Origin of the sequence: Amycolatopsis sp. NPDC059657 (assembly GCF_042734395.1) — a bacterium.
Classification (GTDB): Bacteria; Actinomycetota; Actinomycetes; order Mycobacteriales; family Pseudonocardiaceae; genus Amycolatopsis.
This window is the reverse complement of the sequence record NZ_JBHWEB010000076.1, coordinates 39,477-47,390: the sequence shown is the minus strand read 5'-3', so window position 1 is coordinate 47,390 and position 7,914 is coordinate 39,477. Positions and strand designations below refer to the sequence as shown.

Sequence of the window (7,914 nt, the reverse complement as noted above, 5' to 3'; positions counted from 1 at the left end):
TGAGCCGCGAGGACCAGCGCGGCCCGGCACGGCGGCCGCGACCCGAGCCTCGCCCGGTGAGCCGCGAGGACCAGCGCGGCCCGGCACGGCGGCCGCGACCCGAGCCTCGCCCGGTGAGCCGCGAGGACCAGCGCGGCCCGGCACGGCGGCCGGATGGAGGGGGTGCGGGGGAGGTTTCCTCCTCCGCAGAGGTGCGGCGATGGTGAGCCGTGGCCGCCCCGGTGACCAGGTTCGGCGCTGGCGTCGCGGACGGGCTGAGCGGCTCTACGTGACCGGCAGCGATGGCCGTGCTCTCGGCTACCTCGACGTCAAGACCGGCCTGTCCCACCAGGTGCCCGCGCCACGCCGCGCCGAGTTCGAGGCGCTCGTCGACGCGTTCCTCAAGCCACGCCCGGCCCATCCGCGGCACGAGGGCCAGGTCGACACGCCGACGACCACACCAGGAAAGCCTCCACCACTGGAGGCGCTTCCGGCAGGCACGGGTGAGCTGGACCTCGACACGCCAGCCGAGCCATCCCCACGCACCGCAGGGACGTGGACGCCACTTCCAGTGACCCCCGGCACGCTCGTGCCGGGCACCGACGATGGTCCCGGAATCCCGCTGCAGTCGCCGCCGTCGGCGGCCACGCCGACGGCGGCGACGAATCCGCCGCTCCCCCAACCGCGCCGGAAGCCGCAGACCACGCACCTCGACCTGGCCGACAACGAAGCGGGCGCGCGAGCGCGCTCGACCGCGCGCTCGATCGACGCGCGACGTCCCATCCGCGCGAGTCTCGCGCGACTCTTCTCGCGCGACAGCGCTGCGACGGCGGCACGAAACCATGCCCGCGCCGAAGCGGGCGTGAGTCGAAAACTTGGGCAGTTTGCCCGGCCTTGGTGGTCACGGCTACGTGCCCCGCACCGTCCCTGGTACGTGCTTCATGACGTACCGCTGGGTACAGCGGGAGTCACAGCCGATCACCTCGTAATCGGCCCGGCTGGGGTGTTCACCATGGCTGCGGTAGGTCGTCATGTGGCGCGAACCTCCGAGGTAAGCAGCGCGAGGAAAGCGGCCGAGTATGCGCGGCGCTGCCTGACCCCGTACTACCCACGTGAGCGCACTCTTCCCGTCGTGCCACTGGTCGTGCTGGCAAGCGACCGGGAGGTCGGCGACTTCCTCACCGACGACGGCGTCCGGGTCATCGGGCTGCCCGCCCTGACGCGCTGGCTGCGCGCTCGCGGCCCGATCCTCGCGCCCGGTGACGTCGAACAGCTCTATCAAGCGGCCCGCTCACCCGCGACCTGGGCAAGTCCAGATTCCGCATAGAACCGGACGGCCGGAAACAGTGGTGCCGGGCACCCCGAAGGACACCCGGCACGTGATGCTGCTGGTAGCTACGAGATCGCGGTCGCTGGCTCGCTCGACGTAGACGCCTGCTCAGCTGCTGCGTCGTCTGCAGCGGGCGCTTGAGCAGCTGCCGACTTCGCGGCTGCGGGCTTCGAGCTGGCGGCGCTCTGTGCCGCCGACTTCGCCGGTGCGGGCGGCGAGTTCTCTTCGCCCACCTTCATCAGCGCGCGGACCCGCTTGGCACTGAGCCCGACCAGCTGGCCGATGTCCTCGGCGGCATTTCCCAGATCCCGGAGCCTGCGCAGGGCGGCCGCTTGATCAGGCTCGTCGGCGGCCGCGGCCTTGTCCGCGTCTGCCTTGACCTTGGCGATCTGGGCTTCGAGCGCGGCGACCTTCTTCGCGACCTTCTCGCGCCGGTCCGTGGCCGCGCCGGCGGCGCGGGCATACTCAGCGAGCGCCTCCGCCTCGGCCGCTTTCCGTTTCTGCTCCGCGCTCGCTCGCGCGGCCTGGTTCTTCCTGATCTCCGCGAGAATTCCGGCCTGCGCCGACTGCTTCTTCGCCGTGGCCACTGGTCACACCCTCCTGTCGGTGCGCGTGTCCGCCGCGCACCTGACCAGAGTAACCAGGTCGGAGGCGGCGGGGCGCGGTGCTGGTCAGATCCGGTCGACCTGCTCGGGCCGTACCTGGACGGGAACGACCCGGATGCCGAGCGGGCCGTGGACGGTGAACGCGACCGTGAACGTTCCCCAGCCGCTGCCGGTGACGCGGCCGCGGCTGCCCTGCGGGATCACGTCGACCGATCCGCCGCCAACCGGGCAGAGTGTCACGACGTCGTGCCCAACGACGATGCGGGGCCGAGCGTTCGGCGTGGCCGCGCGCGTCACCTGACGCGGACGGCCGCGGGCACGCAGTGCCGCGAACGCCATGGCCGCAGCGACCAGCGCGAGGAACACGGAGGTGACGAATCCGAAGTCAAGGTCGATGCCGACCAGGAGCACGGCCAGGCCGCCGGCGGCGGCCAGCAGGGCGCGCCAGTCAAGGCGAGTGCGACGTCGTGCCATTCCGGCATGCTGCCACGTAGTGCGCTCGGCTGGCTACTGCTTCGGGCACGGCTCATAGGCCGTGACCAGCCATCCCTGGCCGTACTGCTGGGTCATCGTGAACTTGCCCAGCTGCGGCCCGGGGTTCGGGTGATAGTCGAACAGGGCCGAGTCGAAGGTGAGGCGGCACGCGTCGAGCCTGGCCAGGTTCTTGCTCGGGAACGCTTCGGCGTCGGCCGGGATCCACATGTTGTTGATCCAGTCCTTCGGGTACTGCACGAGGGACCGCAGGTGGCCGATCGCGGCCGTGCAGTCCGGCGCGCCGTGCGCGGCGGCGAACTGCGCGGCCGACGTCGGATCGAACAGGAAGCAGCCGCGTTTCGGATCGTCTTGTACGGCCGCGCTCATCAGGCCGGAGACGACCCCGCGCGGACTGCGCGGGCGCAGCTTCGCCACCTGGTACTCGTGATCGGCGGCGTACTGGGCGGCCAGGTCGTCGGAGTGGTGCACTCCGTTCACGATCGCGACCGTGGTCGACGTGACGAAGAGGCCGGCGCCGATGGCAAGCGTCGCGTACGGAACCCACTCGCCCCAGCTGAACCGCTTGCGGACCAGGTTCGCGATGCTGACCGCGAGGATCCCGAGTCCGTACGCGATGCCCCACTGCACGACCTCGGTCACGCTGGTCAACCAGCACATGACCACGATCAGGGCGATCAGCGGCGACCACGCTTCCGGCACGATCTTCCGCATCCCGGGTAGCGCGAGCACGATGATCACGCCGATCCCGTAGACCCAGCCCCACATCTCCCAGTTCGACAACACCCACAGCGCGAGCGTGGTCACGGCACAGCCGAGCAACCCCTGCCACCGGATCTCGCGGCGCACGATCGCGGCCGTCGTCCCGGCTCCGCCCCCGTCGCTCATGCCTCCATGATGCGCCCAATTCGATCACTGTGGCAGGACGTCGTGCAAAGTCGCACCGGCGTTGACCAGGGCGGACCCGCTCGCCGGGCGCGCGGTGGTCAGCGGTGGCGGCTGAGCGCGTCGCCGAGTCCGCGCATGTCGCTACCGAGGTGGTCCATCGCGTCGGCGTGCTCGTCCAGCGCGGCCGCGGTCTCGGCCGCGCGGTCGTGACCATGGCGCAGCTCGAAGTAGATCGCCTTGAGCAGGTGGGCTTGTGCCCATCCCAGCTCACTCAGCTGATCGAGGGTGCCGGACGCTGTTTCCTCGGCGTCGGCGAGGTTCTCCTGCGCGTAGCCGAAGAAGGTTTCTGCCTGAGCGCGGTTAGAGGGCACCGGAGGCTTCTCGGATTTGCTGGTCACGCTCGCAACCGTACCGGCGGCGGGTCGACGTGACCGCCGCCGTGAGCGTGAGCCACCAGTGTCACGAGGCGGGTTCCTCCTGGGCGTCGGCGAGTGCCCTGTACAGGGAGGCAACGGACGGGCTCCGGCCCGCGTTCTTGCCGGTCTTGATGGTCAGCTTCCCGGCGATCTCGGGCATCGGCACACCCTTGTCGCGCAAAGCCAAGGCGAAGGTGAGCGAGTCCTCGTCGATCACCTTGGGGCGGCCGCCGTGGTTGCCCCGGGCGGCCGCGGCCGCCTGGCCCTCGATGGTCTTCTCGCGGATGTAGTTGCGGTCGAGCTGGGCCGCCGTGGCCAGGATGGCGAACAGCATCGCGCCGACGCCGTTCGGGTCGTAGATCCCGGCGAGCGGGCCGGTCAGCAGCTCCAGCTGGATGCCGTGCGCCTCGAGGTGCGCCGCGAGCGCCATGAGCTCGGCGCCGTGCCGGGCGGGCCGCTTGAGCTCGTGCACGGTGAGAATCACGGCCTGCTCGGGCGCGGCCGTCTTGAATTCGCTCGCGAGCGCGAGCGCGGCCTCGAATTCGGGCCGGTGCTTGATCCGCGAGCTGATCTTTTCGGAGAAGATCCGGCGGCACTGGGCCGCGCGCAGGGCGGCGACCTGCACGTCGAGATCCTGCTCGGCGGTCGAACAGCGGGCGTAGCCGATCCGGACCGCCGGCGCCGCGACGGCAGGGACCGTGGCCTGCTCGACGGGCGGGCCTGGCACCCACCGGCTTCCGGGTCGCCGGTCCGCCGGTGCGGCGACCGCGAGATCTTCACGCAGCGCGGGCACCAGGACGAAGCGCGCCGTGTGGTACTTCGCCGCGACCTTGCCCGCGCGCGTCCGGCACGGACTGCCCGCGGGGGCGGTGCACGTCGGGCAGGAGTTCCGCTCGACTTTGTCGGCGGCGTCCTCGGGCGTGAGATCCATGCGAAGCCTCTCAAAAGGGTGTCGCAGAACCCTATCGTTTTGAGAGGCGTTTTGCGAATCGCGACCTGCGGGTTCCTCGCGCCGTCGGGCGGATTCTCAGAACTCGCACAACTGATCATTTATGCGAGAGGAGTGGCAGTCCAGCGAAGCCGGACGCCCGTCCGGTGCGCGCATACAGCAACGAGCTCGGGCCCTTGACAAGCCCGAGCTCGTGCGGTATAATAGACCGGTTCTCTATAATTACAAGTCCGGCCACTCTATCTAACTGAAGACTTCGCACTCTGAAGTTAACCCCTCATCGGGGGGTATGTCAAGACGGGACATAGCCCGATCGTGACTGGTAGATGGCGTGAGGTCCGCCACGGTGTCCGGGCACAACACCGAAAGGAACCAATTGAACACAAACAGTAAGGTCGAAATCGGCGGACAGCCGTTCCTCGACTACGCGCGCGCCACGCCGCGCGAGGCCGTCAACCTGGCCAAGCAGCACAAGGAGCGGTACCTGAGTAAGGACTCGATGGCCTGGGCGGCGTACAGCACCCTCCAGGCCGCGATGCGGCGCGCGGTGAACGCGCCCGATCCAAAGGTCGAGCTCGACAAGGCGGTCGCCTGGGCCGCGGCGCGGACCGATTGGACGGCGACGGCGTACGAAGAGTGCGCCGCCGGCTTCCTGAAGCTGCTCCCGAAGGGCGCGACCGGGATCAGGGTTCGCACGCCGCGCTGGTCGGACGGTGACCTGACCATCGTGGTCCGGAACCTCATCGGCCTGCGGCTGCGCACCGGGGAACAGGAGCTCGTGCTCCCGTACGTGAAGGAACCCGCTCTCGACCAGGCGACCGCGGACTTCCTCCTGTGCCTCATGGAAGAGGTGATCGATCAGGCGCTTCCGGGTGCCAAGCCGGTCATCTGGGACACCCGCCGCGGTAAGGCGTTCAGGCTCCGGGCGAACACCAACCGGCGCTCACTCGGCGCGTGCCTGCGCGGGCTGGCGGCGAAGTACCTGCGCGAGTGGGACCTGGCGGCGTAGCGCCAGATCTCGCTGAGCAGGGCGGGCCCGGTTCGTGAGAAAGCCGGGCCCGCCTGCGCCTCCCGCCACGTCGTACACGGCGTTATACGTTGGTGCTTGGTGTTGGTCAGCGTCAGGTCAGTCGAGCGGAGCTTCCCAGGTTCCAGGTCGGCAGTACCGGCCATCAGCGGCTTTGCGGAGACCGGCGCTGATACTGCCGTCACGATGCCCTGAGCGGGTAAGGATGCCGACGCCGCACGCCTCGGCGAACTCGTACTCATCGAACTTCGGGTCCGCGTGCCCGAGAACCTGCGCAGCTACCCACATGACGTTCATTCGAACAGTGTCGGTCTGACGAGGGTCGAGCACTGGAGCGGAAGTCTTATCGTGTGCTCGGTTGTGCCCAGCCCGATCGGCTCGAAATGGGGCATCTGACCAGTCATGATTGGCGATCTCGGCAGCGAATTCCCGAGCAAGACGGCTTAAAGCCATGGTGTTCCTCCGACAGGAAACGTAGGTACTGCGTGTCCCCCGACGGGACACGCCTTCACGCTACGGCAAACCGTCCGATTCCTCATCGTGGCTTGAAAGGTTTGGCATGCGCGGAGGTCACGGGACGCTATCGTGGTCCCATGGCCTCCCCCGCTGCTCCGATGGCGTCCGGCGTGCCGGTCCCGCCGGCGGCGGACCCCGGCGAGATCCGCGCCTGTCTGTCGCCGCGGCTGCTCGCCATGTTCGATCGTGAGTGGGACGTCACGCTCGACCAGGCGAAGGCCTCCAAGGATCTCGCCGGGGTGCACCGGCTCCTGCAGAAATGGCGCGGTATCGCCTACACGGAGATGCGGGATCCCGGCGCCTACTTCCGGCTGCTCGCCAAGGCCGAGCGCATCCTGCAGACTGGCGAAAATCCGAATGCCCGGCCTGTTGCGGACTTGCAGGCAGCGATCCAGGAGCGACTGAGCGACTAGATGTACCGCATCGTCCCTGACGACGAAGTGCTGGCGCAGGTTGCCGAGCTGCCCGTCGAGGCCTTGGCCGAGTTCGCCGATCTGCTCGAAACCCTTACGGTGACGCCGTGGAACGGGGACCCCCAGCACGCGGACAACCCCGACGGCCCGGTCCGCCGGTGGCACTTCGGCCCTGGTCAGGCGGGGCAACTCGTGTACCTGATCCTGGAGGAGCGAGACGAAGTGCACCCGTTGCTGGTGCAGTGGCTCGGCTGAGCACTCAGACTGAGTGCCCGCCGTTCCAGGGCGTGATCCGGCCGAGCAGCGCTGCCGTGAGGGCGTCAATTTCGGCGTAGCTGGCTTCCGCGGCGTGGATGCTCAAGGCCTTGTGCAGCATGGTCCGGGCGACCTCGGTAGCCAAAAACGGGGTGTCGATTCTGTTGTCGGTGACATCGGGCGTTTCGTTGTAGGCGATCTCGGTAAACCGGGCCTGCTGCGCGAGCGCGGTCAACATCGGACCCAACCGCGGCCCGACCTGCCGTTCACCCGACGGAAGCTCGGCATTGGCGTTGACACAGTCGATGTCCTCCCGCCACCCACCGAGCAGATCTTCGGCGCTGGTTTGTCGATCCATGTCGACTGGGTACGGCTTTTCTCGCTGGCAGTCCCCGACGTGTTCCGGGTACACCGGCATCACGTTCGTCCAGTCTCGCGGGGGCGTGGCGAACGTGTCCGCGTCGTAGATGACGACGTCGCAGGGGTTGGTGAACAGCAGTGGCGCCCGCGATGGCCTGATTCCCGTGCCCGGCACGGTGGTCAGGAGCAGGTCGTCGGCGAGGTCTTCAGTGCGCACGTCGGCAGTGCCGTACGCCAGTGCGATGTGCGGGTCGTGCAGCGGTTCGGGTACCTCGGTGCCGAAGACGTCGGCCAGGACGCCGGCGACCTGGCGCATCCGAAGCCGGACAACGCGGTCGGGGGTGACATCGAGTCGGACCCCGTGGGAGGTCTGCACGGCGGGCCCGCACCACACAAGTCCGTCGCGGAAGTCCTCGGTGAAGACACGCTCGAGCGCGCTCCGGACCTGTTCGCGCTCGGCCGCGGTGACGTCGGCCGCGCGCGGCAATGGCAGCCACCCCAGCGTCAGGTGCAGCTGCGCGGGTGGCACCACGCGAAGAACCTCGGAGTAGGTCGCCAGCATCGGCTCGTACACGGCCGCGAGCCTGCGCACCGCGTCGTTCACGGGCACGGACACGTGAAGCCGTGCGCCTAGCCCAGACCACTGACGCGTCCCGAAATCCCTCATGCTGCTCGATTCTGCCG

11 protein-coding genes are annotated in these 7,914 nt (G+C 68.8%); 4 read left to right on the top strand and 7 right to left on the bottom strand.

Annotated features, from left to right (window positions below):
* Nucleotides 1-199 precede the first annotated feature (199 nt).
* Nucleotides 200-1,306, top strand: coding sequence for a hypothetical protein (locus tag ACFV15_RS32460; protein ID WP_378355139.1), 1,107 nt, complete (start codon nt 200-202; stop codon nt 1,304-1,306).
* A 68-nt stretch (nt 1,307-1,374) separates the two neighbouring features.
* On the opposite strand, the gene ACFV15_RS32455 is transcribed toward ACFV15_RS32460, so the two are convergent.
* The 5 genes from ACFV15_RS32455 to ACFV15_RS32435 form a co-directional block, all read right to left on the bottom strand.
* The gene (locus tag ACFV15_RS32455) at nt 1,375-1,896 is read right to left on the bottom strand and encodes a hypothetical protein (RefSeq protein ID WP_378355137.1); all 522 of its coding nucleotides are present in this window, start codon (nt 1,894-1,896) and stop codon (nt 1,375-1,377) included.
* Between the two features lie 84 nt (nt 1,897-1,980).
* A complete protein-coding gene (locus tag ACFV15_RS32450; protein WP_378355135.1) occupies nt 1,981-2,388 on the bottom strand; it encodes a hypothetical protein in 408 nt (135 codons plus the stop codon).
* 33 nt (nt 2,389-2,421) lie between these two features.
* The gene (locus tag ACFV15_RS32445; RefSeq protein ID WP_378355134.1) at nt 2,422-3,294 is read right to left on the bottom strand and encodes a hypothetical protein; all 873 of its coding nucleotides are present in this window, start codon (nt 3,292-3,294) and stop codon (nt 2,422-2,424) included.
* A gap of 98 nt (nt 3,295-3,392) precedes the next feature.
* On the bottom strand, nt 3,393-3,692 hold the full coding sequence (locus ACFV15_RS32440; protein WP_378355133.1) for a hypothetical protein: 300 nt from the start codon (nt 3,690-3,692) through the stop codon (nt 3,393-3,395).
* A gap of 61 nt (nt 3,693-3,753) precedes the next feature.
* The gene (locus ACFV15_RS32435; protein WP_378355132.1) at nt 3,754-4,641 is read right to left on the bottom strand and encodes a recombinase family protein; all 888 of its coding nucleotides are present in this window, start codon (nt 4,639-4,641) and stop codon (nt 3,754-3,756) included.
* A gap of 394 nt (nt 4,642-5,035) precedes the next feature.
* On the opposite strand from ACFV15_RS32435, the gene ACFV15_RS32430 reads away from it, so the two are divergent.
* Nucleotides 5,036-5,668 carry a hypothetical protein gene (locus ACFV15_RS32430; RefSeq protein ID WP_378355130.1) on the top strand — a complete coding sequence of 211 codons (633 nt, stop codon included), beginning with the start codon at nt 5,036-5,038 and terminating at the stop codon, nt 5,666-5,668.
* Between the two features lie 117 nt (nt 5,669-5,785).
* On the opposite strand, the gene ACFV15_RS32425 is transcribed toward ACFV15_RS32430, so the two are convergent.
* Complete coding sequence (locus tag ACFV15_RS32425) at nt 5,786-5,983, bottom strand: hypothetical protein (protein ID WP_378355128.1); 198 nt, start codon at nt 5,981-5,983, stop codon at nt 5,786-5,788.
* Nucleotides 5,984-6,279: 296 nt separating this feature from the next.
* On the opposite strand from ACFV15_RS32425, the gene ACFV15_RS32420 reads away from it, so the two are divergent.
* Complete coding sequence (locus ACFV15_RS32420) at nt 6,280-6,615, top strand: DUF6247 family protein (protein ID WP_378355126.1); 336 nt, start codon at nt 6,280-6,282, stop codon at nt 6,613-6,615.
* Nucleotides 6,616-6,870, top strand: coding sequence for a hypothetical protein (locus ACFV15_RS32415; RefSeq protein ID WP_378355125.1), 255 nt, complete (start codon nt 6,616-6,618; stop codon nt 6,868-6,870).
* Between the two features lie 4 nt (nt 6,871-6,874).
* Here the strand turns inward: ACFV15_RS32415 and ACFV15_RS32410 are convergent, their stop codons facing one another.
* Nucleotides 6,875-7,846 (bottom strand): hypothetical protein, encoded by a 972-nt coding sequence (locus ACFV15_RS32410; RefSeq protein WP_378355124.1) that lies wholly within the window; start codon nt 7,844-7,846, stop codon nt 6,875-6,877.
* Nucleotides 7,847-7,914: the final 68 nt, after the last annotated feature.

Coding starts and splice junctions, on each gene's coding strand:
- ACFV15_RS32450 (WP_378355135.1), bottom strand. CDS start 2,388: ATGGCACGACGTCGCACTCGCCTTGACTGGCGCGCCCTGCTGGCCGCC.
- ACFV15_RS32435 (WP_378355132.1), bottom strand. CDS start 4,641: ATGGATCTCACGCCCGAGGACGCCGCCGACAAAGTCGAGCGGAACTCC.
- ACFV15_RS32415 (WP_378355125.1), top strand. CDS start 6,616: ATGTACCGCATCGTCCCTGACGACGAAGTGCTGGCGCAGGTTGCCGAG.
- ACFV15_RS32445 (WP_378355134.1), bottom strand. CDS start 3,294: ATGAGCGACGGGGGCGGAGCCGGGACGACGGCCGCGATCGTGCGCCGC.
- ACFV15_RS32460 (WP_378355139.1), top strand. CDS start 200: ATGGTGAGCCGTGGCCGCCCCGGTGACCAGGTTCGGCGCTGGCGTCGC.
- ACFV15_RS32420 (WP_378355126.1), top strand. CDS start 6,280: ATGGCCTCCCCCGCTGCTCCGATGGCGTCCGGCGTGCCGGTCCCGCCG.
- ACFV15_RS32425 (WP_378355128.1), bottom strand. CDS start 5,983: ATGAACGTCATGTGGGTAGCTGCGCAGGTTCTCGGGCACGCGGACCCG.